The 23,475-nt window shown below is 55.4% G+C and carries 24 protein-coding genes; 7 read left to right on the top strand and 17 right to left on the bottom strand.

Features of this window, described 5'->3' with window-relative positions:
* Window positions 1-257: 257 nt before the first annotated feature.
* A complete protein-coding gene (locus GNG26_RS05515) occupies window positions 258-659 on the bottom strand; it encodes an H-NS family nucleoid-associated regulatory protein (protein WP_156238015.1) in 402 nt (133 codons plus the stop codon).
* 1,014 nt (window positions 660-1,673) lie between these two features.
* Between GNG26_RS05515 and GNG26_RS05510 the strand changes: the two genes are divergently transcribed.
* Together GNG26_RS05510 and GNG26_RS22615 are read left to right on the top strand one after the other, a co-directional pair.
* Window positions 1,674-2,105, top strand: coding sequence for a hypothetical protein (locus GNG26_RS05510; RefSeq protein ID WP_156238014.1), 432 nt, complete (start codon window positions 1,674-1,676; stop codon window positions 2,103-2,105).
* Between the two features lie 351 nt (window positions 2,106-2,456).
* Window positions 2,457-2,645 carry a hypothetical protein gene (locus GNG26_RS22615; protein WP_103181190.1) on the top strand — a complete coding sequence of 63 codons (189 nt, stop codon included), beginning with the start codon at window positions 2,457-2,459 and terminating at the stop codon, window positions 2,643-2,645.
* A 479-nt stretch (window positions 2,646-3,124) separates the two neighbouring features.
* On the opposite strand, the gene GNG26_RS05505 is transcribed toward GNG26_RS22615, so the two are convergent.
* Window positions 3,125-3,328: a glycogen synthesis protein GlgS gene (locus GNG26_RS05505; RefSeq protein ID WP_156238013.1), complete on the bottom strand. Its 204-nt coding sequence runs from the start codon at window positions 3,326-3,328 to the stop codon at window positions 3,125-3,127.
* 2,184 nt (window positions 3,329-5,512) lie between these two features.
* Window positions 5,513-6,532 (bottom strand): alpha/beta hydrolase, encoded by a 1,020-nt coding sequence (locus GNG26_RS05500; protein WP_156238012.1) that lies wholly within the window; start codon window positions 6,530-6,532, stop codon window positions 5,513-5,515.
* A gap of 783 nt (window positions 6,533-7,315) precedes the next feature.
* On the opposite strand from GNG26_RS05500, the gene GNG26_RS05495 reads away from it, so the two are divergent.
* The 3 genes from GNG26_RS05495 to GNG26_RS05485 all read left to right on the top strand — a co-directional run bounded on the left by GNG26_RS05495 (window position 7,316) and on the right by GNG26_RS05485 (window position 10,327).
* The gene (locus GNG26_RS05495) at window positions 7,316-7,738 is read left to right on the top strand and encodes a MarR family winged helix-turn-helix transcriptional regulator (RefSeq protein WP_156238011.1); all 423 of its coding nucleotides are present in this window, start codon (window positions 7,316-7,318) and stop codon (window positions 7,736-7,738) included.
* Between the two features lie 395 nt (window positions 7,739-8,133).
* Window positions 8,134-9,606 carry an aldehyde dehydrogenase family protein gene (locus GNG26_RS05490; RefSeq protein ID WP_156238010.1) on the top strand — a complete coding sequence of 491 codons (1,473 nt, stop codon included), beginning with the start codon at window positions 8,134-8,136 and terminating at the stop codon, window positions 9,604-9,606.
* Between the two features lie 94 nt (window positions 9,607-9,700).
* Window positions 9,701-10,327 carry a TetR/AcrR family transcriptional regulator gene (locus tag GNG26_RS05485; RefSeq protein WP_231604297.1) on the top strand — a complete coding sequence of 209 codons (627 nt, stop codon included), beginning with the start codon at window positions 9,701-9,703 and terminating at the stop codon, window positions 10,325-10,327.
* A gap of 513 nt (window positions 10,328-10,840) precedes the next feature.
* Here the strand turns inward: GNG26_RS05485 and GNG26_RS05480 are convergent.
* The 4 genes from GNG26_RS05480 to GNG26_RS05465 form a co-directional block, all read right to left on the bottom strand.
* Window positions 10,841-11,167 (bottom strand): four-helix bundle copper-binding protein, encoded by a 327-nt coding sequence (locus GNG26_RS05480; protein WP_156238008.1) that lies wholly within the window; start codon window positions 11,165-11,167, stop codon window positions 10,841-10,843.
* Between the two features lie 248 nt (window positions 11,168-11,415).
* Window positions 11,416-11,841, bottom strand: a complete 426-nt coding sequence (gene arsC, locus GNG26_RS05475; RefSeq protein WP_156238007.1) for a glutaredoxin-dependent arsenate reductase — start codon at window positions 11,839-11,841, stop codon at window positions 11,416-11,418.
* A 12-nt stretch (window positions 11,842-11,853) separates the two neighbouring features.
* Complete coding sequence (locus GNG26_RS05470) at window positions 11,854-13,143, bottom strand: arsenic transporter (RefSeq protein WP_156238006.1); 1,290 nt, start codon at window positions 13,141-13,143, stop codon at window positions 11,854-11,856.
* Window positions 13,144-13,187: 44 nt separating this feature from the next.
* Window positions 13,188-13,508 carry a transcriptional regulator gene (locus GNG26_RS05465; protein WP_156238005.1) on the bottom strand — a complete coding sequence of 107 codons (321 nt, stop codon included), beginning with the start codon at window positions 13,506-13,508 and terminating at the stop codon, window positions 13,188-13,190.
* A gap of 85 nt (window positions 13,509-13,593) precedes the next feature.
* Between GNG26_RS05465 and arsH the strand changes: the two genes are divergently transcribed.
* Window positions 13,594-14,292, top strand: coding sequence for an arsenical resistance protein ArsH (arsH, locus tag GNG26_RS05460; RefSeq protein ID WP_156238004.1), 699 nt, complete (start codon window positions 13,594-13,596; stop codon window positions 14,290-14,292).
* An 86-nt stretch (window positions 14,293-14,378) separates the two neighbouring features.
* Here arsH and GNG26_RS05455 read toward each other — a convergent pair whose 3' ends face one another.
* From GNG26_RS05455 to GNG26_RS05410, 10 genes are all read right to left on the bottom strand, one after another.
* On the bottom strand, window positions 14,379-14,759 hold the full coding sequence (locus tag GNG26_RS05455) for a cell envelope integrity TolA C-terminal domain-containing protein (protein WP_370463888.1): 381 nt from the start codon (window positions 14,757-14,759) through the stop codon (window positions 14,379-14,381).
* Between the two features lie 333 nt (window positions 14,760-15,092).
* Window positions 15,093-15,548: a hydrogenase maturation peptidase HycI gene (gene hycI, locus GNG26_RS05450; protein ID WP_156238002.1), complete on the bottom strand. Its 456-nt coding sequence runs from the start codon at window positions 15,546-15,548 to the stop codon at window positions 15,093-15,095.
* Window positions 15,541-15,951, bottom strand: a complete 411-nt coding sequence (locus tag GNG26_RS05445) for a formate hydrogenlyase maturation HycH family protein (RefSeq protein WP_156238001.1) — start codon at window positions 15,949-15,951, stop codon at window positions 15,541-15,543. The genes hycI and GNG26_RS05445 overlap by 8 nt, the downstream gene beginning before the upstream one ends.
* Window positions 15,951-16,715: an NADH-quinone oxidoreductase subunit B family protein gene (nuoB, locus tag GNG26_RS05440; protein ID WP_156238000.1), complete on the bottom strand. Its 765-nt coding sequence runs from the start codon at window positions 16,713-16,715 to the stop codon at window positions 15,951-15,953. The genes GNG26_RS05445 and nuoB overlap by 1 nt, the downstream gene beginning before the upstream one ends.
* Window positions 16,712-17,257, bottom strand: coding sequence for a formate hydrogenlyase complex iron-sulfur subunit (locus tag GNG26_RS05435; RefSeq protein ID WP_103178601.1), 546 nt, complete (start codon window positions 17,255-17,257; stop codon window positions 16,712-16,714). The genes nuoB and GNG26_RS05435 overlap by 4 nt, the downstream gene beginning before the upstream one ends.
* A 9-nt stretch (window positions 17,258-17,266) precedes the next feature.
* Entirely contained in the window at window positions 17,267-18,976 is a 1,710-nt protein-coding gene (gene hycE / locus GNG26_RS05430; RefSeq protein ID WP_156237999.1) for a formate hydrogenlyase subunit HycE, read from the bottom strand.
* 15 nt (window positions 18,977-18,991) lie between these two features.
* Window positions 18,992-19,915 carry a respiratory chain complex I subunit 1 family protein gene (locus GNG26_RS05425; protein WP_114315685.1) on the bottom strand — a complete coding sequence of 308 codons (924 nt, stop codon included), beginning with the start codon at window positions 19,913-19,915 and terminating at the stop codon, window positions 18,992-18,994.
* A 2-nt stretch (window positions 19,916-19,917) separates the two neighbouring features.
* A complete protein-coding gene (gene hycC, locus GNG26_RS05420) occupies window positions 19,918-21,747 on the bottom strand; it encodes a formate hydrogenlyase subunit 3 (RefSeq protein ID WP_156237998.1) in 1,830 nt (609 codons plus the stop codon).
* A complete protein-coding gene (locus GNG26_RS05415; protein ID WP_103824141.1) occupies window positions 21,747-22,352 on the bottom strand; it encodes a 4Fe-4S dicluster domain-containing protein in 606 nt (201 codons plus the stop codon). Before GNG26_RS05415 ends, hycC begins: the two co-directional genes overlap by 1 nt.
* Window positions 22,353-22,429: 77 nt before the next feature.
* The gene (locus tag GNG26_RS05410) at window positions 22,430-22,888 is read right to left on the bottom strand and encodes a transcriptional regulator (RefSeq protein ID WP_168194495.1); all 459 of its coding nucleotides are present in this window, start codon (window positions 22,886-22,888) and stop codon (window positions 22,430-22,432) included.
* Between the two features lie 233 nt (window positions 22,889-23,121).
* On the opposite strand from GNG26_RS05410, the gene hypA reads away from it, so the two are divergent.
* Window positions 23,122-23,472: a hydrogenase maturation nickel metallochaperone HypA gene (gene hypA / locus GNG26_RS05405; RefSeq protein ID WP_114315689.1), complete on the top strand. Its 351-nt coding sequence runs from the start codon at window positions 23,122-23,124 to the stop codon at window positions 23,470-23,472.
* Window positions 23,473-23,475: the final 3 nt, after the last annotated feature.

The following is a 23,475-nucleotide window of genomic DNA, read 5'->3' as shown; positions in this document are numbered from 1 at the left end:
GTTGCACCTGTCACTCCGGGTAAGGTAAAAAGTTTGCTATGGCGCTAAAGTACTTCTTACAGGGATTTTAAAATCCTGTCTTATCCGGCCCCTGATATCGCTGGTATATATTGCGAATATCTGACAGGACAGGCGAGGTGACCGCAGGATTTGTCCCTCAGTGAAATAGGGGATTAACTGATTCAGGCCCGGGACAAGCGGGAATATCTCAGCCGCTTTTACAGCGACACCGGGAAGTTCGATTTATTAATTGCTGGTCAAATCAAAAAATCATCCAGCGACTTGCCTGCCGCCAGCTGTTCCGCAATGGCCTTAGGCATACGTCCCTGACCAGTCCAGGTTCTGGTTTTGCCATTTTCACTCTGATATTGATATCTGGCCTTACGGGGAGGCCGCACTTTTACAGGCTTTTCATCGCCTGCTGAGCTGATCATCGGTTCTGCAAGATCGATTCCTTTTTCGAGCAGCAGAAGACGTAGCTTTTCCAGTCTCCCATTATGCTCATCCTGCACTTTTTTCCGGGACAGCTCCTTTTCCCGACGTTCGCTGACAACGCGTCTGAATTTTTGCAGCACCATTTCCAGAAAGTCCAGGGGTAAATCACGGGCTGCGGCCCGCAAGCCGCGGGTGCTGTTTAATAATTTCAGTTCATCTTCCATTTTTTATCCTGAATGGAGGGTCAGAATTTACAGATACTTCGCCCGATATAAGTATATATGTTTCCGGAGTTTATTCAGGGTTAACCTCTCCGGAACTGTGACTGAACCTTCATCAGCGGAGTTTCACAGGAAGAACCTTCAGAATGACGTATCTGCGATATTCGTACCAGGAGGGCTTTAATTTTTTCTTCAGAACACTGGCATATTCTGCAGCCGGACCGGCGGTTGTACTTCAGGTCCCGCTGAAAGGCAGGCTCATTTTTTGTCAGGGTAAACCCATATGGCCGTATCCACCCGCAAAAAAGTGGCCCTCATTGTCGGCTTTCATGAGCAGGGCTCTTTCAGAACTGCCCTGTGAAATGCCTTATTCTGAAGGGTGCCCCGGTTCTTGTTGGTTCCGGATCAGCCTGCTTTCGCTAAATCCGGCCAGGCGATGAGATGCCTGTGCGCCCTGGCTATTTCATCGCGTGTGACCAGCCTGTCGGCAGCCACCATCACGGCGTGACTTTTACAGTCTAAATATGTGCCGAAAATCACTTTTACGGGAATTTCCCGTGCCACATTGTCAGGGTACAAATAGCTTATACATGATCTGAATTCGGTTATCTCTAAACGTCGCGGCGCATTGTCCCCGATAAACACAAGTATGGAGGGCATATTTTTCTCCTGTTTTACCCGGACGGAAGACTACATTTCCGTGTGATTTTTAATAGTCACCACTCTAAACAATATATATTATATCAAACTTACGTTGACAGCATAACGTATAGCCATACAGGAAATGACAGCCTGAGTCACAAATTGTTCCTCATGCTCCGCGTCAATACAGGATATATAATCCTCCCTCCGAAAATGTTCATAACTACAGGAAGATGTTTTAACCCGAAATAAGCGAAAGATAATATTCAGCCTGATATCACCGGGCACCCCCGGGCTTTTTCAGGCTTACGTAGTACGGATTTTCCCGCCCGCATGGCTTATATATTACTTTTGATGAGCGCAACCGGAGGCACTATGTCTGTGGATATGCAGTCGCTTTATAAGCACGTTGCCTGGTGTGTCTGGCATGAGGGCTTACGCCTTTATGATAATGGCGTTCCGGGCCAGCGGAAGGACGTCAGTCTTCTGCGGAACAGCTGCCTGAAACTGCTGGCGCATAATGAGGCTGCGGGAGCGCTTATCTCTGCTGCATCCGATAACGAACTGGCAGATGTCATGAGCCAGATAGAATCCCGTGTCGATCGTGAACATAACCTGTCCGGGCATGTCCGGTGGGTGGCTGACCATGCGGCCCGGCACGCGGAACTGCAGAACCTTTTGTCAGAGGGCAAATATAATGAAATCCGGTCGCTTTATTACCGGCACCTCAATCACAACAGCAACGCCAGGTACCTTTTATCCTGCGTCAGTAACGGTTATCTGGCTGATCTGATAAAGGGGTTATAACAGCAGCCATGTATTGCGGGCTGTCTCCTTCGCTCTCCGGACAGGACTACACCGGTAAGCCCGGGATGATATGGCGTGTTCTGACAAGGATCCAGTGCGTGCCGGGAAACCCCACTGACCTCAGCTTACGCTGCATAAATACCGGACCGGGCGAACCGCCATGACAGTGTGTCTGCAACACCGGTTCATGGCCCGGCTGGCAGAGGCCTGTTGTTGCCGCTCCGCGTACCCCAGGTGCATCTTCCGGCCGGTACCACGCGCTGTGATCCTGATCCCCGCTTTCATCAGCACATACCCGCTAATATTAAGGGTGTGTTATGTGGCTATCAGAATTCAGATAAGGCAGGGCTTATGCAGGAAGGTTTCTACTGGATACGACACAACGGCAGGGTTCAGGTAGCTTACTACACCGATGGCGAAACGGAAGACCTGCAAACGGGGCGGATCGTCAGGGGGATATGGTACCTGACGCGGGGTTTCGATATCTGCGATGACGGCGAGGCTGAGGTATTACAGGGTCCGCTGTCGCCGCCTCTTTGACAGACACGGGAACTGGCGTTTCGCTGTGAACATGACCAGATTTAACGGTGGTGGATCCCCCTGTGCGGCGGGGCAATCCGATTGATGTATGTAATGCTTGCGGCTCGTATAACCGGTAACGGGCCACCGGGAGGCACCCGGCACCTGTTTCAGAACCTGGTCAGTGCTTTTTGAGCCTGTCCGTCCGGACAGGCTTTTTTATTTCCGCCTCACGTCCGCAGAGCCGTTCAGGGATGGCCTGTGTGGCTGCCCCGGTGAGCTGATCATTCCTGAACCCTGCTCACGCGCTATAACGAAAGACACTGCCGAAGCCAGAGTGGTTTACCGGACGCTTACCCGCAACGCGGAAAAATATGTCCGGTCTCCGGAGCGTACCGGGTGCCTGCGTCAGCTGTGGCTCAACGCGTATTGCTGACAGGGCTGGCATAACGCATGACTTTAAGGCGAATGCCGGGCAGCGATCGCCACCCGGCCTGGGGTTACTCCTGCAGTTCCTTATCTTTCAGCTGTTCAACATAAAAGTCATAACGGTTAAGGAACCACAGCCGGCAGCCTTCATCCATGTTGCCGGTTATGGCATCCGTGCACAGATGCCGGCCATGCAAATGCATCCGGGCAAAGCTACAGGCAAGAAAATCTAAATCCCGGGAAGACACGACACCCTTCTCACTAACTAACTGCATACATTCCTCCTCTGTTAGACGAACAAAAAGAAAAATGCGGCTGTTATAAGTATGGCTCAAAAAATTTTCTGCGCGCCCATTCCGCTCACAGAAGCAGGTCTGAAATCGCCACGGGATAACTGCCGGCTGGCAGGCACATAACAATCGTGGCAGGCGAAACGCAGACAGGTTTATGACTCCGTGAGAGCGGTGAAACAGACAATATTCAGAGGATAAATTTGCGGAGATCGGCTTGTTCTTGCTCATTCAGATGAGCATATTCCTTAATTTGTCTGAACAAGGATTCCTTGCTGTTAGACGCAACAGAAGAAATATATTTCCCGCTCCGCCATTCAAAAAGATAAACCAGATAAAAAGGAGAGGAAGGTGAGTACTGACAGCTGATTGAGAGATGATTGCAGATTCTTTTCTTTTCCATAAGATTAATATCTTTAGTAAAAACATATACATAGTTTTGCTGGTTCTGAAACATGCGTAACGGGCATGTTTCAGAACACATAAACAGCGCCAGACACAGCAGGATGGCATCTTTAGCAGTAAATATGCTGTTCCGGATTAACTGTCAGTTTCGGTACTGATAACCAATGCTTAAAAAAAGCCCCGGTGCGGGGCAACTTTGAGTCAAAACTGTTCTTATGTTTGTGTGCTTCGCGGGTTGATAACGGGAACACCTTAACAGTCAGGGGGGAAATGGCAAATAAAATACATCTTATCTTTAGGCTTTTTGTGCGGTATCAGGCCCTGAAGATTCAGATTAAGAAAGCAGCGCCGTAATAGTATGCAAAATATATTTTCATTATTGTCACTGTATTGTGTTTTCTGCACCCAGTACGATACTGCGGCACTGAAACATGTTCTATACTGAAGTCAGATACCTGCCATACAAATTATGCAACGGCTTTTCTGCAATGGTTATCACACTGCTCTTGTCTGCGGGTGATGATTAAATACGGCAGTGATACGTCATGGTTCAGATACGGGTTTACGCTAATCATGCACCCGTCAGGGTAATGAGCATTCGACCTTATTAAGGGAAAATATGGCGTTTATAGTCTGACTGGGCGATAAAAGGTTTGCCTGCCGGGAAATACTTTTCACTTTGCGTTAATGTCCGGACTGGCGTGGAGCTCACAGCCGCAGGAAGGCTGTGAACAGGAAACCCTTCCCCGGGGCCCCTGCACAACAAGCGCAAATTTCCGGGTTCAGGCGTAATCCCCGGCCGGAACCTGAGCGGGTTTTTTCCGGGTGATATCCATCAGCGTGAACGACGACAAGTTCCGGGTTCGGCGCCAGCCGGGAACCATGGCAGCTATGGCTGAAGCAAAGTCGAAAGAACAGCCTGACATTCAGCAGTAATTCCACGCTGGCGCATTTCCGAACGGGCCGGAGAGAAAAAAAAGCCCGCACGGAAGCGGGCATAACTCCCTTAGTTTTGTTATCAGTCCCGCGCTCAGGACGCAGGTATATAACCTATCGGCAGCATAAATAATTACTTTAAGAGAGCAACTTTTCAGGTCGTCGCCTGGCTCGATGGCGCAGTCGCAAACGGGAGGCAACCCAGGGAATACAACAGCAGTGGCAGATGAAGCGGGATAGGTTGTCGTCGTTACAGGACGAGATTTTCTGATGGCTACAGGAACACCAGGAAATGTTATCCAATGCTCCTTTAGTTATAACGAAACGGTGCAGGATGTCATTTAAGTCAACGGCGTGAGGCATTGTACCCGTTATGAAATTCATCTGTCCTGCCTGTAAAAGCAACCGCTTCTTTTTCACTTCCTTCAGTCCCTTGCTAAACCTGCCACACGGTGCGTTATGTTCCGTATGCGGAACCCGGCTTACTACGCGCTCCACTCTTCCAGCGCCGCGCAAAAGGCGCTGGCCTGAACAAGTGGTTTAGGCTCCTGATGACAGGAGGCTGCCTGTAATACTTTTCCGGGATATTTCTGTTAACCCTGTACGACCGTTTCTGGCACTTAACAGGCAGCTGCGAAGGTCTGCCATGAGCGAAAAGCAGCATTCAGAGATTAAGGTTGATGCGAGGACTTACAGCAAAGAATAACATCACTGCATAATTTGATTTGCTCAACAAAGGCTTTCTCGCCTGGCATTAGCACAGGTATGAACCAGACTCATACAAAACAGCGCGGCCTCTGGCCGCGCTGCTGGAATACCATCAGGTTATTATTTCAGATGTTTATACAGTTCTGCACCCGCCTGCTCCAGCGCAGTTTTGACGGTGGGCTCCTGACTTAACGGGTTCAGCAGCCCATAGTCATGGATCATGCCGTTATAGCGTGTCACGGTCACTGGTACACCAGCTGCATCCAGCTTGCGACCGAACGCTTCACCTTCGTCGCGCAGGACATCAAGTTCCGCCGTCTGGATTAAGGTCTGCGGGAACCCTTTCAGCTGTTCCGTGGTGGCACGCAATGGCGAGGCCAGAATATTATTACGGTCGGACGCGCTTGTGGTGTAGTTATCCCAGAACCATTTCATCATGTTTTTCGTCAGGAAATAGCCATTTTCGTACTGGTTATAGGATGCGTTGTTAAAATTCGCGTCGGTTACCGGCCACAGCATCACGTTATAACGGATCTTCGGCCCGTTAAACTGTCTGGCCTGCAGCGCAACGGAGGCCACCATATTCCCGCCGACGCTGTTACCGACAAGGCCCAGACGGCTGCCATCCACGCCAATTTCCTGACCGTGTTCAGCTACCCATTTAGTTGCTTCATACGCCTGGTTAATCGCGACAGGGAAGTGGGCCTCCGGTGACGGTGTGTAGTCCACATATACTGCAGCAGCGCCGGAGGAGCGAACCAGATCCCGGATAAGGCGTTCATGAGTCGGGAAATCTCCCAGCACCCAGCCACCACCATGGAAGAACATGAACACAGGAAGTGTACCGGTAGCATTTTCCGGTTTCACGATTTTCAGTGTTATGGATTGCCCGTTCACCGTAATGATTTTTTCTGAAACCTGTGCAGAAGGCAGCGTAACGCCCTTCTGTGCCCCGATCAGTATCTGACGGGCCTCCTGCGGAGTCAGTTGTTCCATGGGCTTGCCGTTACCGGAGTTCAGCACGTTGAGAAATGCCTGCACTCCGGCCGTAGGAGCAGGAAGGTTGACCGGTTGTTCGGAAGCTACAGCGGTGGCGGATGCGAAAAGAGCAGAAGTCAGGACAGCTGATACGGTTTTCATGATTAAGCCTCGTTAGATGTATGTTGATTGTATTATTCAGTTGAGCGCCGGTTGTTTTCGGCATCTGTCTTGTATGCATAATGCTTGCACGCAATATTCTTTGAGTCAAATATTATTCCTTCATTTTTTAAATTTGGTTAATTAAGTATTTAAAAACATTACGTTAGAAGAGGATCCATTCTGATCTTCAGATTCGGCTACTCCTGCGCCCTGTCACCCGCCTCGGGTACGACCCATGTTCTGGTCCTTGCCCGGCGGCTGGCCGCAGATGATCCAGTTCCAGGTCGTTTCAGTCAGATTCGGGCGTTCCACGATATTTCCTTTCAGTGTGTCCCGCAGCTTGATGGACCCGGGGCAGGTCATCTCTTGTCAGCCTGGTTATCGCCGGAGCGAAAGGCTGCCCGTTTGCGTCATGATTAATATAAAAGTAAATGATCACTTATATAAACACAACGGTTATTTTACAGGAAATTTACAGACGTCAGGTGGGTGGCCCGCTGTAAGGGATGAGAAGCGGTTCAATGAGCAGGGGCCGTTAAGAAAAGCCCGGGCCCCGCTGCGGAGCAGAAAGACTGGCCGGTTGTTCAGAAAATACAGCAGGCGCGAATGCAAAACTGGCAGAAGTCAGAACAGCCGATCCGGCTTTTGTGACTGAGCCTTATTAAAAGTATGTTCATCGTTCTGTTACCGGCAACTAACTTTTGCGAATTAAACTTGCATGCAATATTCTTTATATCAAATATTATTTATACTGTTTTATATCTTCCTGCCGGGGTTAATTAAATGAAAAAAAACAGCATTCTGGAAGAAAAGCTCTGCTTCTCTTTGTACTCGGTTACAAACGCGCTGATCCGCCAGTACCGGCCATTACTGAAAGAATTTGACCTGACCTACCCACAGTTTGTCGTGCTCATGGCACTGTATGAGCAGGACGATATCCCGTTACGGGCGCTTGGTCAGAAGACATTATTTGACTCGGGAACGCTGACGCCGCTTGTGCAAAAACTAGAGGGGAAGGGGTTTCTGAAAAGGATGGCCGTCGTCGGTGATGAAAGGATGAAAAATGTCGTCCTTACTGAAAAGGCGCATGAGATGAAAGAGGCTCTGCTGGAACTGCCTGGTAAAATGAGATGTACCATGCAGATGAAAGATGAGGAGTTAGATCTGCTTCGCCAGCTGTCAGCTAATCTGCTGAAAGATCTGTAAAGCGTTGTGCCGGTGTGTCGCGGCCCGGGTATGAGTACGATCACTCCGTCTGAACACAATAAACATTTCGCTTACTGAAGACACGCATCCGGTACAGCTACAGCCCACCTGTACCGGACAGCAAACGACATGCGTTACCGTCCCAGGGTGATGCGTGTGCGTTCCATGACCATCGTATCCTCATCAGGGCGAGTCCCGTCCACGCCAGCGGCGTGATCCCCATAATTTCTGAGCGCGGTAAAATAGCATTGCATTTATATAAATGATCGCTTACTTTTATATTTATCGCGACGCAAACGGGCAGCCTTTAGCTTCGGCGTCAACCGCTCAGACCCGGGACTCCCCGCACCCTGTCTGCGTCAACCCATCCGCGGGACACACTGAAAGGAAATATCATGGAACGCCCGAATCTGACTGAAGCTGCAAAGAACTGGATCAACGGTAGCTGGAACACCGGAGGCACGATCAGACAGGCGGTCAGTCCTTCGACCGGCCAGCCGCTGGGAAGTTACCTGGACGCCGGCGCTGACGAAGCACACCATGCTATCGAAGCCGCCCGCACTGCTTTCGACACAACAAACTGGTCCAGAGACCGCTCCCTGCGCTCGCGTGCCCTGTCTGAGCTGGCCGATGAGGTCGCAAAACGGGTGGACGAGATAGCAATTCAGCTCGCCCGTGAAGGAGGCAAACTGCTGGCGCAGACTCAGTGGGAACTGGCATTAACGGTGGAGTGGCTGCGTTATGGTGCCGCCACCGCACTGTTACAGACCGGTGGGCGCGCCCTTGAAGCCGCCCCGGGGATGCACTTTCATTCCGATCCCGAACCTCTTGGCGTTGTGGGAGTTATCTCGCCCTGGAACTCACCCATCATCCTGTCCGTGCGCGCTCTCGCTCCCGCGCTGGCTGCCGGATGCACGGTGGTACTGAAGCTGCCACATCAGACCGCGCTTACCAATGCCCTGTTTTCCGGGGCAATAGCAGCCGTCAAATCGCTGCCACCGGGTGTACTGAATGTGATCACCGAAACCGGGAGTACGGGTGCCTCCATGCTGGTCGACTCCCCTCTGGTGAACATGATCAGCTATACCGGCAGCACCAGGGTTGGCCGTCTCATTGCCGCCAACGGAGCCAGAACGCTCAAGCGTCTGAACCTCGAACTGGGCGGCAAGGCGCCGCTGATTGTATTCGATGATGCCAGTCCTGATGTGGTGGTACCGCAGATCGTCATGGCACTGGTCGCGATGAACGGCCAGTTCTGCTGCACCGGTTCGCGTGTACTGGTCCAGCGTGGCATTGCCGACCGGTTGCGCGCAGCGCTGGTCGAGGCTTACCGGAACGTCCGGCTCGGCGAAAGCGAGGATCCGCAGGCGCAGCTTGGTCCACTGATCGACAAAGCCAGTGTTCGGCGCGTTGATGCCGTGGTCGCTGAAGCAGGATCCTATGCAAACATTCTTGTGCGCGGCGGCCCGGTCGAGGAAGGCCCTCTGGCCGCAGGCGCGTTCTATCGCCCCACCCTGATCGAAGTCCAGGACCTGGACACCCGTGTCATCCAGTCCGAGGTCTTCGGGCCGGTCCAGACTTTCGAGATCTTTGAAGAAGAAGCCGATGCAATCATGCGCGCAAACGCTACGGAATTTGGTCTCGCCGCTTCGGTGTTCTCGGGCGATACGGCGCGCTGCCGGCGAGTCGGCAAAGCTGTTCAAGCCGGGCATATCTGGCTAAACTGCTGGGGCGTCATGTCGGAGCACTTTGAACAGAGCGGCTTCAAGCAAAGTGGTATCGGCGTCCTCTGCGGGCCACGTGCGATTGAGCAGTTCCAGGAAATCAAGGTCTATGCGAGCGTTGAGGCAACGCCGACCTCACTCTGAGGCTTATCGCTTTGCAGTCAGCCTTACCTGCAAACTGAGGACGACACCATCCCGGTGCCGTCCTTGTGTTACCTGAATGGAATATATTGTGAAAATGAAAACTGATGCAGACAAGCCCCTGCGCGGGCGTCCCGTGAATGAGCATGCGCGTGAAGAACGCATGACCCAGATCCTCGACGGGGCCCGAAACTGCTTTATACAACGCGGGTTTCACGCCTCATCCATTTCCGAGATCGGTGCAGCTGCAGGTGTCAGCGTTGCGAACATCTACCAGTACTACCCGAGTAAGGAAGCCCTCATCACTGCGCTTATCGAACTCGACCTGCAGCGGCATCACAATCTGATAAGCCGTTTCTGGAGTACGGATTTCAGTCGCAAGGCGATTGAAGAGCTGCTGGCAGAGATATTCCTCACATCCGAGGGACACGCGGTGGCGGTTTTACGCGCTGAGATCGCCAGTGAAGGTGCGCGTAACACACATGTCGCCGAACTCCTTCGCGATTCTGAGTCGGGCCTGATCAGCAGCGTTCATAACAAGATACGCGCGGCCCAGAACAGCGGTCAGATATCTGCTGAGCTCAATCCGGACGCCGTTACAGAGCGCCTTTCCCTCGTTTTTGAGGGACTGATGCGTCTGTACCTGTTCTCTCCGGACAATGGACAGAAACTCATCGAGCAATATTACCTTCAGTTCGCCGATACGCTGCAACTCAGGTCCTGAGAAGCTGTTACTGACAGAAAGGGAAATAGTGTACGGCTTCTGATGCCTGCAATACTGGCTGGCACTGAGTCTTTGCAAAACGGCTATACATGTCCGCTTTGAGCGGGAAGCGGGCATCTTTGCCCTGGGCATGCCGCAGCGACTATTAATATGTTTGGCTGTATCCGATCCAACTAATCGGGTTACCTGAAATAATGTCAACGAAGGGCAATGACAAAAGAAAAATACGTTCTACAATTCTGATTGAATACTACTGAGAGCATGGATTTTCTAATGACGGTTGCTATGTTGACAGCATTATCCGCGCTGCTAATTGTGTTGGGGCTTATCTGCTTTTTGAGGCAGTTGATAAATGCCGGGTGTGGCCCGGAACGTTATTAGGCAGGGAAACTATAAGTACTTAAGAATAGCTCTAATTTTAACTGTACCCTTAAAGCTATCTGTCTAATTCTAAAACAGTATACCGCAAGCTATAAAAACCCGCCGAGGCGGGTTTAGAAAGTGTCAGTTTTCTCAGGCGGCCATCTTTCTGCACTGCTCGGCGCAGTGATGACAGGCTCTGGAGCACTCCTGGCAATGGTCATGTTCATGCTTTCCACATTCATCCCCGCACTTCTGGCAAACATCAGCGCAAAGACGGCAGAGCGCCTGGGATGAATCGCTATTTAATGTCATGAATTGAGCTGCAAGACGGCAGATATTTGCACACTGCATGTCCAGTTTTATGCACTCACGCATCATATCCAGATTCCCTTCTTCGAGGCATGAAGCCGCACAATGATCACAGGCAGCTGCACACAGATAACATGATTCGATGCATTTTTTGAATTCGTCTAACATGATTTCTCCTTAGCTAAGGTACTGATTAAGCCTGGAAGAGATAAAAGATTATGCAAATATGGAATTAGCTAATGATCCTTTCAGCAATTCACGTTATTGATTTACATCGAATCTTTATGGTTACCAAATGCGTCCACGGCCATTCCTGGCATGTAGCGGGCAAGTTGTCTGAACTGAAGGTCTGCTGTGAGCGAAAAGCGGACGCCCGCATAGCGTAAACAGGCGTCCGATATTTTGAAGTGGGTAGATTAATTAACCCGCTTCCCCGTTTCGTCAATGACCTTCTCGCCATCCTCTTTGGTAAACGCTCCTTTCTGGCCTTCCGGTAGAATATCCAGCACTATTTCTGAAGGGCGGCAAAGACGAGTGCCAAGCGGCGTAACGACAATCGGCCGATTAATCAGGATCGGATGTTGAAGCATGAAATCAATCAACTGCTCATCACTAAATTTCTCTTCATCAAGACCCAGGAGTTCATAAGGCTCAACATTCTTACGCAGTAATGCACGCACCGTAATTCCCATATCTGAAATAAGTTTAATCAGCTCATCACGGGTCGGTGGCGTATCGAGATAATGAATTATCATCGGTTCGTTGCCGCTGTTACGGATCATCTCCAGCGTGTTGCGTGAGGTGCCACAGGCCGGGTTGTGATAGATGGTAATGTTGCTCATATCAGTATCTCATTACAAAGTGACAGAGAGCCGCCACGCCAGAGCGGCCAGAGTGACAAACAGCACCGGCACAGTCATGACAATGCCGGTACGGAAGTAATATCCCCAGGTGATCGTCATATTTTTCCGGGCAAGCACATGCAGCCACAGCAAGGTTGCCAGACTGCCTATCGGGGTGATTTTCGGGCCTAAATCACACCCAATCACATTGGCATAAATCATTGCCTCTTTGACGACGCCAGTCGCCGTACTACCGTCAATCGACAGCGCGCCAATCAGCACCGTCGGCATATTGTTCATCACTGATGAGAGAAATGCCGTCAGGAAGCCGGTGCCGAACGTCGCTGCCCATAACCCCTTGTCTGCCAGCAGATTCAGCACACCAGACAGGTGCTCCGTGAGCCCTGCATTGCGCAGGCCATAGACCACGAGGTACATGCCCAGCGAGAAAATAACGATCTGCCATGGCGCACCGCGCAGGACTTTCCCGGTATTGATGGCATGGCCTCGTTTCGCCACCACAAACAGCACTGCTGCGCCAGCCGCCGCTATCGCACTGACCGGGATCCCCAGCGGCTCCAGAACAAAGAAACCGACAAGCAGCAATAACAGGACAATCCAGCCCGCCCTGAAGGTTGCCGGATCCTTGATTGCACTGGCAGGCTTCTTCAGCAGCGAAACGTCATACGTTGCCGGAATATCCCTGCGGAAGAAGAAATGCAGCATGATCAGCGTGGCCGCAATCGCTGCCGCATCCACGGGGATCATAACGGAAGCGTACTGCGTAAAGCCCAGACCGAAGAAGTCCGCCGAGACGATATTAACCAGGTTAGAAACAATGAGCGGCAGGCTGGCCGTATCTGCAATAAATCCTGCAGCCATGACAAAGGCCAGTGTCGTGCCCTGGCTGAACCCCAGAGCGAGCAGCATCGCAATCACAATCGGCGTCAGGATCAGCGCGGCGCCGTCATTGGCAAACAACGCAGCAACAGCGGCACCGAGCAAGACTATCCAGGTGAACAGCAGGCGGCCACGTCCGTTACCCCAGCGGGAGACGTGCAGTGCGGCCCATTCAAAGAAGCCGGACTCATCGAGCAGCAGGCTGATGATGATGACCGCAATAAATGCCGCTGTCGCGTTCCAGACGATATTCCAGACAACGGGAATATCAGCGACATGGATGACACCGGCTCCGAGCGCCAGCACTGCCCCGATACTCGCGCTCCAGCCAATACTCAGGCCTCTGGGTTGCCAGATAACCAGTACCAGCGTCAGTAAAAATATACTCCCTGCCAGAAGCATCTCAGACTCCATCATATATGATTATGTAAATATGTTTTCCTGCCTCAGCAGGAGGTGCAGGCTGATTTATCCAGCCATTCACGCACATCCTCCCGCATACACTGCCAGGACGTTGTGATTGTCTCAGCTGCCCACGCCGGTATGTGGGGTGACAGACGATAGTGGATCCATTTGCCTTCACGACGGTCAAGAACCAGCCCAGCATCGCGAAGGATAGCCATATGTCGCGAGATTTTTGGCTGCGATACGGAGGTGGCCGCGCAGATATCGCAGACGCACAGTTCACCGGACTCCCGGAGAAGCATGACGATGGCAAGCCGTGTTTCATCCGACAGGATTTTGAAAAGCTGAACAGGTTGTAGCATTTATCACTCCGTTCTCTTTAGAATACATATATGTTAAATCATATGTATAAATTTTAAAATCACCTGTTCTCTCCGGAGGAGAAAAATGGAACAATTTCCTGCCTTGAACACCGAATGCTTTGATCAACACATCACGGAACGCCTGCACCTGCAGGAGCCGCCACGGATTCTGATCCTGTATGGCTCAGTAAGAGAGCGCTCCTACAGCCGTTTTGCCGCGGAAGAAGCTGGTCGCCTGCTGACGGCAATGGGCGCGGAGGTAAAACTCTTTAACCCCTCCGGTTTACCCCTGCCGGATGATGCGCCGGACACGCACCCTAAAGTCACCGAGCTACGCGGTCTGGTCAGATGGTGTGACGGGATGGTGTGGAGTTCTCCGGAACGGCACGGGGCTATGAGCGCAGTTATGAAGGCGCAGATTGACTGGATACCCTTAAGTGAAGGCGCGGTTCGTCCTTCACAGGGCAAAACACTTGCGGTAATGCAGGTCTGCGGTAGTTCCCAGTCCTTCAATGCAGTGAACCAGATGCGTATTCTGGGCCGCTGGATGCGGATGTTTACGATCCCCAACCAGTCTTCCGTAGCCAGGGCATGGCAAGAGTTCGACGAAAACGGCCGAATGAAACCTTCGTCATGGTATGACCGCATCGTCGATGTAGCCGAGGAGCTGTTTAAAATCACACTGCTGCTTAAGGGACAAACCGGTTATCTTGCGGATCGTTACAGCGAGCGAAAAGAGAGCCATCAGGAGCTTTCATCCCGTGTCAATCAGGACAAAATATAACGTCTGTTCTTCGTGAATCCATACTGCATGAGCTTAACAACGTCCGCTATTGGCACAAAGCGGACATTTCAACAATAGTCCGCCACCTACCCCTGCATATCAAACCCAGCCTTTTGAAAATCCCTATACACCTCCGGATTACTAAACGCCGGGAACTTCGCTTTTTGGGCTGCCAACTTCACCGCCTCACAATACGCTTTGTTGCCCTTGCTGGTTGATACCTTCAACGCCGTACCATCCTGCGCAAATTCCAAATGCAACCGGCATTTTTTGCCCTTCCAGCGTTGTGGCTCAGCAATTTTATCTTCTATAGCCGCCTTAATACCCCGCGCCTGTGCACCCCATTCATCCTGATCGTCCCAGCGGCCAGAACTGCAACTCCCTGTTGCCGAGGTTTTGTGGCATCCCGACGGCTGTAACGGTGCACAACCTGCTATCAGGCTAACCACAACGGCAAGCATAAACATCTTCCCTAAACTTTCATGCGATCTCACGCCTTAAACTCCTGTGCTCATATACCCGTTAAAATTAATTTCGGTTTACCACTTCACGAAAATCATAATTAATGAAAAACAGAGGTATAGGTCCAGTAAGACTTAAGTCGCCACCGGGCAATTCCAGAGAGAGCTACGCAGTCAGCAGTCTGGTTTAAACATTGTGCTCGCTTATGCCGGGCGGCGGCTGACGCCTTGCACGGCCTACAAAACCCACGCTATCAATAAATGACGCATATTTCCCAGGCCCGGTAAGGCGCCAGCCGCCACCGGGCATTTCAAGAGAGGTACCTTCGTGATTACGCGCTACAACTCCCCAAACCCCAGCACCCCATCCCTGTCCACCAAACTTTCGTAAACCGTCTCCACCGCCGCCTTCACCTTCTCCGTCATCGGATAATAAAACCCCACAATATCCGGTTGAATCCCCAAAAACACCACCTCCCCCACATCCCCCTTCAGCTGATCCACCAGATAGTTGAGCGGCATATTGTGCGTCGTCATCATAAACATCTCGGCGATGTCGTCCGGGTCGATACGGCGGATCTCACCCGGGTTGAGTCCCATATCCGTCGCATCCACAATCAGCAGGCGCGCCGGGCGCAGCTCGCGGATCGCGACCACGTCGTTTTCCGGGGCGCTGCCGCCATCAAACACCACCCAGTCGCCGCGCGGGGCTTCCCGGCACATCTCGGCCAGCAGCGGACCGGCGCCGTCGTCGCCCATCATGCTGTTGCCGACGCAGAGTAAAACATCAGTCACGTTGCCTCCTCACCATCAGGTAGATGGCGTTTTCCTGGTGAATGGCGTGGAACATGCCAAGCAATGCTTCGCTCCATTCCTGCTGCTGCGCCGTCTGGCGCGCTATCGCGGCGTCGAAGGCGCTGGCCAGCATCGCAATATGGTTACTGTCGATGACAATCTCCCCGTAGCGCGGCACGCCCTCCATCTTGCGCCGCGCCTCGCTCCCCGCTTCGAGGGTGGCGATCCACTCCAGATAGGCCTCCCACGGGCAGGTGAGCGCCGCCTCCAGGCAGTCGATCACCCCCAGGTGGTGGCCAATAGCCAACCCGTAGTAGATCACCTGCTGGGCATCGGCAGGCGTGTTGTCATTCTGGTCAATGAACTTGCGGCTGAGCTGGCTGAATACCACCGTCTCACTCATCACACACGCTCCTGCCCGACCACCTCGAGGAGGTTACCCACGATCTCGTTCAGGCGCGGATCGTTCTCCTGAGCCATCCAGCGGGCCACGCTCTCATCGCCCTCGATCAGATGGCGCATAAAGTCGTCGGCGATCTGGCGGCCATAGCGGTAGCCCGCCAGGCGGCGGGCGGCGCGGTCGATGCGCACCCGCAGGGGCTGGACCATCTCCGGGTGCAGCAGTTCGGCGGGCTGGTTGTCCTGGCTGCCCGGCTCGCGGGCGTGGATTTTTTGCTCCAGCAGCCCCAGCGCCATGGCAAAACCGTACAGGGTAGCGGCAGGCGACGGCGGGCAGCCGGGAATGTAGACATCCACCGGCACGATTTTGTCGGTGCCGCCCCAGACGCAGTACAGGTCGTGGAAGATGCCGCCGGAGTTGCCGCAGGCGCCGTAGGAGATGCAGATCTTCGGATCGGGGGCCGACTCCCACGCCCGCAGCGCCGGGGAACGCATGGCGCGGGTCACCGCCCCGGTGAACAGCAGAATGTCGGCGTGACGCGGAGATGGCACCACCTTGATGCCAAAGCGCTCGGTGTCGAAGATGGGCGACAGGGTGGCGAAGATCTCAATCTCGCAGCCGTTGCAGCCGCCGCAGTCCACGCGGTAGACGTAGGCGGAGCGTTTGATTTTTTTCAGCAGCGAGGCCTTCATGCTGGCGATGGACTCGTCCACCGTGACCGGGACCGGGATCCCCTGCTCGTTACGTGGCCCTAACAGTTCGCTCATCGTGTCGCTTCCTCCATTTCCCGGGTCAGCTGGATTTTGTCCGCCGGGGTCAGCCCCTGCAGGCGCTTGCAGTCCGGGCAGGTTTCAAAACTCTCGCGATGCGATTCGGCGCGCTGGTCGCCGTTGTGGCGCAGCAGGGCGATCGCATAATCAATCTCTTTCTGCACCGCATACGGGCGCTTGCAGACCCGGCAGTGACAGATGTCAAAGCGCGACTGTTGCAGGAAATCCGCTTTGCTCCACACCGCCAGCTCATACTCCTGGGAGAGCTTAATGGCGGTGGTCGGGCAGACCTCTTCGCAACGTCCGCAGAAGATGCAGCGCCCCAGGTTGAACTGCCAGGCCAGCTGGCCGAACTGCAGATCCGTCTCCACCGTCAGGGCATTGGACGGACAGGCGTTCACGCAGGCCGCGCAGCCGATACACTGCTGAGGATCGTGCTCCGGCTTGCCGCGCATATTTTTATCCACCGCAATCGGCTGGAGGGGATAAGACTCCGTCACCGTGCCGGTTTTGATCACTTTTTTGATAAAGGTAAACATGGCAAGTCCTTATTTCAGCGGTGAATTTTTGCGTTCAATGCTGTAGCGCTCCAGCTCTTTGTACGGCACCACCTGGCTCTTCTTCTTGCGCACATCCACCACCGTCATGCGGTCGGTGCAGGAGTAGCACGGGTCGAGGCTGCCGATAATCAGCGGCGCGTCGGAGACGGTGTTGCCGCGCAGCATGTAGCGCAGGGTCGGCCAGTTGGCGTAGGTGGCCGCCCGGCAGCGCCAGCGCCAGAGCTTCTGGTTGTCGCCGGTCATGCTCCAGTGGATATCGTCCCCGCGCGGCGCTTCGCTAAAGCCCAGCGCAAAGCGGTTCGGGATGTAGGTGAAGCCCTCCACCATCAGCGCGCCGCCCGGCAGGTTGTCCAGGCCGTAATCGATCATATTCAGGGCGGTAAAGACCTCGTTAATGCGCACTTTCAGGCGGGAAATGACGTCGCAGCCCTGCTCGCTGTGCACTTCCATCGGCAGCAGGCCGTAACCGACAAACGGGTGATCGGCGCGGGTGTCGCGGGCGTGGCCGCTGGCGCGCACCATTGGGCCGACGTTGCTGAAGTCGCGGGCGATCTGCGGGTCGAGGCGGCCAATGCCCACGGTGCGCTGTTCGATGTTCGGCGTGCTCAGCAGAATATCCACCAGATCCTGCACCTCACGGCGCATCTGCTGGGCCAGCTGGCGGGTGGCGATCATGTCCTCTTTCAGCAGATCGCGACGGATGCCGCCGATCAGGTTCAGGCCGTAGGTTTTACGCGCCCCGGTGAGGATCTCCGCCATCTTCATGGAGGTCTCGCGCACGCGGAAGAACTGCATAAAGCCGGAGTCAAAGCCGACGAAGTGGCAGGCCAGGCCGAGGTTGAGCAGGTGCGAGTGCAGACGCTCCACCTCCAGCAGGATGGCGCGGATCATCTGGGCGCGTTCCGGCACCACGATCCCCATCGCGTTCTCCACCGAGGTGGTGTAGGCGGTGCTGTGGGCAAAACCGCAGATACCGCAGACGCGATCCGACAGGAAGGTCACTTCGTTGTAGCCCATCCGCGTTTCGGCCAGCTTCTCCATGCCGCGATGGACGTAGAACAGGCGGTAGTCGGCATCGATGATGTTCTCGCCGTCGACGAACAGGCGGAAGTGGCCCGGCTCATCGGAGGTGACGTGCAGCGGGCCAATCGGCACCACGTTATTTTTCTTGTCGCCGAGTTCGTTAATGAACTCGTAGGTCTCTTTGTCGGTGGTCGGCGCCGGACGCTGCCGGTAATCCATGCTGTCTTTACGCAGCGGATAGAGTTCGTCCGGCCAGTCATCCGGCAGCACCAGCCGACGCTCGTCCGGCAGCCCGACCGGAATCAGGCCATACATGTCGCGCACTTCGCGCTCGCCCCAGACGGCGGCAGGTACGCGCGGGGTGACGGAGGGGAACTCCGGCTTATCGGCATCCACCTCCACGCGCACGGTGAGCCAGCAGCGGGTGCCCTGCTCCATCGACAGCACGTAATAGACGGCGTAGCTGCCGCAGAGCTGGCGTTCATCGTTGCCAAAGAGCACCGACAGCCAGCCGCCCTGTTTGTAATAGAGGAACTCGACCACTTCCGGCAGGTAGTTAATTTTCACCGTCACGGTGATCTGGTCTTTCGTCTGCCAGGCTTCATCCAGCACTACGCCCGGGAAGGCCTGATGCAGTGCGGCGAGATAGTGTTGACCAATTTTTTCTTCAGACATGGGTATTCTCTACAGTCACGCCGCCAGCAAGGAGACGAAAGCTAAAAATGCCAGACCGAAACCGGTCCAGGTAATCCGTGAGGTGGCGTTAAAGCGCAGGCGCGCCATGCTGTTCTCAAACAGGGCGATCACCAGTACGCCCACGACCAGCTTGACCACTGCCACCACCACCGCCAGCAGCAGGCCGCCTGCGGAGAAGTGGCTCATCTGCCCCCAGGGGATAAACACCCCGACGAACATCTGCAGCACCACCAGCTGTTTTAGGCTGATGCCCCACTTGAGCAGCGCAAAGCCCGCGCCGCTGTACTCCGACAGCGGGCCTTCCTGCAGCTCCTGCTCCGCTTCGGCAAGGTCAAACGGCAGCTTGCCCATCTCGATGAAGGTGGCGAAGGCACAGGCGCACAGAGCAAGGAATAGCGTCACGGTGTGCGCCGCCGGCCAGTGGTAGATGGTGGCGGTTACCGCGCTGATGTGGGTGGTGCCTGCCACTTGGGCGGCGACCCACAGGCCGAGCAGCAGGATCGGCTCCACCAGCACGCCGAGCATCGCTTCGCGGCTGGCGCCAATCCCGGTGAACGGGCTGCCGGTATCGAGCCCGGCGATGGCGAAGAAGAAACGCGCGATGGCGAAGAGGTAGATCAGGGTGATGAGATCCCCCAGCGCGGGCAGCGGCGAGGCGAGCGTAATCACCGGCAGTGCGCTGGCGATGGCGAACATCACCCCCACCATCACCAACGGCATCAGGCGGAAGACCCAGCCAGAGGCGGCCGGGGCCACGCTCTGGCGGCCCAGCAGCTTGATGAGATCGCGATACTCCTGGAAAATATCCGGCCCGCGACGGGTATGCAGACGGGCGCGGGCCACGCGGGTGATGCCCGCCAGCAGCGGCGCTGCGGCAAAGAGCACCAGCGCCTGAATCAGTGCGTAGATCAAAGTCATGTTCAGGCTCCTCGGGAAATAACGACAACCACCAGCACCGCCAGCTCAATCAGGGCGATACGGTGGAACAACACGGCGGTGCAGTCGCACTGCCAGCCGGGGATAAAGCGAACCGGGTTAAGCCATTTGCGCAGCTTCAGCACCGGCGCGAAGGACTCTTTCACCGGCATGGCAAAGCCGTGGGCGGTAATGACCATCGACTGCTCGTGGTCATAGCCGCAGACCCAGGCAAAGCCGCGGGCGCGGTTCGCCAGGCGGTTGCCTTTGAACAGCACCAGCACGATAAACGGCAGCAGCAGCCCCGCCAGCAGCAGGAGGGTGATCATCGGCTGGGAGACGGTGTTCACCGCCCCGCCGTTCACCGGGAACAGATGGCCGATCATCGGCAGAAGCCACGGCGCAGCCACGCCGCCCGCCACGCAGCAGAGCGCCGCCAGCACGGTGCTGGCGGTCATCAGCCACGGGGCGCAGCAGGCGTTTTCCGCCTCCGGGGTACGCGGTGCGCCGAGGAAGGTGACGCCGTAGACTTTCGCCATACACATCACCGCCAGCGCGCCGGTGATCGCCAGGCCGGTCGCCAGCAGTGGCCCCAGCAGGCGGGCAACAAAGGCATCGTGGGTGCCGAGGTTAAAGAAGGACTGGTAGATCACCCACTCCCCGGCAAACCCGTTCAGCGGCGGCAGCGCCGCCATCGCCATCAGCCCCACCAGCATCGCAAGGGAGATGAGCGGCATTTTTTTGCCGATACCGCCGAGCTTCTCGATGTCGCGATGGCCGGTGCGATACCACACCGCCCCCGCGCCGAGGAAGAGCGTGGTTTTAAACAGGCCGTGGTTCACCAGGTGATAGAGCCCGCCGGTAAAGCCCAGCGCCACCAGCAGCGGGCTTTGCAGCGCGATGCCGGTCACCCCTGCCCCCAGGCCGAGCAGGATAATGCCGATGTTCTCCAGAGTGTGGTACGCCAGCAGGCGCTGGATGTTGTGCTCCATCAGGGCATAGAGTCCGCCGACAAAGGCGGTGATCATGCCCATCACCAGCAGCAGCACCCCGAGCCACAGCGGCGGCAGCGCCCCGCAAAGCGCGATGGTCAGCATGCCGTAGAGGCCCACCTTCATCACCACCGTGGAGAAGAGCGCCGCGGCAGGCGCGCTGGCGTTCGCATGCGCCTGGGGTGCCCAGCCGTGCAGCGGGATCACCCCCGCCAGCAGGCCAAAGCCCGCCAGACCCGGCAGCCAGATGCTGGCTCCCGGCGCCTGGTCTGAGGCCATCGCCCCCATCGCCGCGAAGTCCAGGGTGCCGTAGTAGCGCCACGCCTGCCAGCAGGCGAAGGCCAGCAGCAGCGTCCCCAGACGCCCCAGCACAAACCAGAGCTTGCCGGACTGGGCGCAGCCGGTAAGAAACGCGCCGCACAGGGCCATGATCTCCGCCATCACCACCAGCCAGCCGAGGTTATCGACCATGATGGCGGCCACGGCGGCGGCCATCAGCAGGTTGGTCAGCAGGCCGTTACTTTTGGCCTGCGGGTGGCGATGCCAGGCGACGGTAAACAGGCTGATGAGGAGCGCCGGCAGGCCGATGGCGATAAGCCACACCGCCCGGATGCCGTTCATCTGGATGTTGACGTGAAGCCAGGCGATCTCCCCCGTCTGTGGGAGGTGCGGCGCGGCCAGCAGCGCAACTCCCCCTGCCGTCACCGCCAGGGCGCTGGCAATCGCCCCGCCAAAGCCGGTAATGGCGCCGCTGAGGGTGCGGTTGGCGCTGAACACCAACGCCAGCACGGCGCTGACGAGGTACCAGCCCAGCGCCTGGTTAATTAACGAAAAAACAGTCATCAGCGCTCTCCTTGTTGCGACTGGAACAACGACAGATCGCCCAGATCCGTATTGATAGTGAGCTCGCGTTTACGCTTGCTGGCGCGGGCGATGTCCTGGTTATTCACCAGACGCAGGGATTTGGTCGGACAGGTGCGCACACACGCCGGGCCGTCCGGATCGAAGTGGCACAGGTCGCATTTCACCGCGATGGCACGCACGCCCGGCACCCAGTCGAGGAACGGGCTGACGCGGGCCGGAGCCGGGGGCGCCATCGGCGCTTTCGGGGTGTTGCTGTTGGCGGGGATCGCCAGCGGGCGACTGCCGGCAAACTCAATAGCGCCAAACGGACAGGCGATGCCGCACAGCTTGCAGCTGACGCACAGGCTTTCATTGAGCTGGATAGCGCCGTCAACGCGGGTAATGGCGTTGACCGGGCAGACCTGGGCGCAGGGGGCGTCTTCGCAGTGATGACAGAGCTGCGGCGCAGAGTCTTTACTGTTACGCATCACTTTCAGCCGCGGCTGGCTTTGCAGGCCATGCTGGCGATGGTTTTCTGAACAGGCCGCCTCACAGGTGTGGCAGCCGATACAGAGCGAGGGATCAGCAATTACAAAACGATTCACCTGGTTTCCTCTGGTGATAGTCATTTTTGACGAAAAACGGGCGGAAGTGTCATTTTCGACACCTGTCGACACCCGGCTCAGACCGCAGCGTGGTGCTGCGCGAGGACGGCGAGGGTCAGGGATTCGCCGCGCTGCGTTGCCTGCCAGATCGCAGCGTAAACTCCGCTGATTTTGTTCAGGAAATGGTTCAGCACCGCCTCACGCTGGTCGATGTTGATCTCGCCGTCCAGCATGCCGTCGTCACCGAGGCGGGCGCGGCCAATCAGCACGCTTTCGGGGTTATCGCGCTCTTCAACGGTGTAATTGAAGATATGCCCGTTGAACGCCTGCTCCGGCGTGACGCGGATAAGGAAGTGGTCGAACAGCCAGAAGCCGAGCCCGCTGTCGGTGTGGCAGCCCACGGTAAGGTGCAGGCTGGCTTTAGAGAGGGTGATAGCCTGAATCAACGAATTGCCGTAGTGGTTCCAGTGGGATCGCAGCACCCGCTGCTGTCCGGCAATGATGGTGGCCTTCTCACTTAATTCGGAAAGTGTCATGTGACGTACCTGATGCGTAATGTGTAAAGAGTTCGCTCCCTTAAGCACGTTTCGTGCCATTTTTTAATTTATTGAATTTTAAAGAAAATAATTTTTAAAGCCGTTGGGATCACAAAAAATGACATGTCATTTCGTCATCTTTGACCGTGCGGCCTGTCCGCTCTCGCCACCCTACTGCTAAAAGATGGCATCAATATTGCTTAACCCGGCCAGACTTTACCGGGAACAGCACAATGCACGAAATCACCCTCTGCCAGCAGGCGCTGGAATTGATCGAAAAACAGGCTCACCAGCATCAGGCGAAACGCGTGACGGGCGTCTGGCTGCGCGTCGGCGCCTTCTCCTGCGTGGAGAGCAGCGCCCTGCAATTTTGCTTTGAGCTGGTGTGCCGCGAGACGGTCGCCGAAGGCTGCGCCCTGCATCTCGAAGAGCAGCAGGCGGAATGCTGGTGTCAGGATTGCAAAGCGTATGTCGAGCTGTTGACCCACCGCGTACGACGCTGCCCGCAGTGCGGCGGGGCGAACCTGAATATCGTCGCCGACGACGGGCTGCATATCACGCGTCTGGAAATTGAACAGGAGTAAACC

This window comes from Leclercia sp. J807 (assembly GCF_009734465.1).
GTDB lineage: Bacteria > Pseudomonadota > Gammaproteobacteria > Enterobacterales > Enterobacteriaceae > Enterobacter.
The sequence above is the reverse complement of the archived record's forward strand: the minus strand, read 5'-3'. Positions and strand labels throughout refer to the sequence as shown.